The following is a 533-nucleotide window of genomic DNA, read 5'->3' as shown; positions in this document are numbered from 1 at the left end:
AATCTGACCAAGGGAATTATCACAACCAATGGTTATGAGATGTATGTACTGAATGGGACAACAAGTGCAATTACTAACTTTTCATCTGCTTCTTATGTAGATGGAAATCTGAGAAGAGCTATCGGTTCTTCTGCTAACCGGGTAACCAACCCCAGTTTTACCAGTGCTCTGACAACAGGCTGGACATCTACCGGATCTACTTCTGCTGCTTATATTGAAACCAACAATGCTTATTCCGGTTCAAGCTCTACCCGCCACCTGACACATTACAGTGCTGGTAATTATAGTGTAAGAACCTATCAGACTCTGAGTGGCCTACCTAATGGGACTTATACCTTGAGTGCCTGGGTAAGAGATGCCAATAATGATAATTCGTATATGTATGCAAGTGGCTATGGAGGAAGTACTCTTACCCAAACTATAAGCAATAATAGCTGGACACAAATTAGTATTACAGGAATAGTAGTTACCAACGGAACATGTGAAATAGGCTTTACTACTTCTGCCAGTGGAACCAGGTATATTTATGTAGA

1 protein-coding gene is annotated in these 533 nt (G+C 40.9%); it reads left to right on the top strand.

The genetic code is table 11. The features are described 5' to 3' along the window. A partial coding sequence (locus QNI15_RS38945) for a hypothetical protein (RefSeq protein ID WP_314037618.1) occupies positions 1 to 533 on the top strand: 533 nt, incomplete at both ends.

It is taken from the genome of Xanthocytophaga flava (assembly GCF_030068545.1).
Taxonomy (GTDB): domain Bacteria; phylum Bacteroidota; class Bacteroidia; order Cytophagales; family 172606-1; genus Xanthocytophaga; species Xanthocytophaga flava.
The sequence above is the reverse complement of the archived record's forward strand: the minus strand, read 5'-3'. Positions and strand labels throughout refer to the sequence as shown.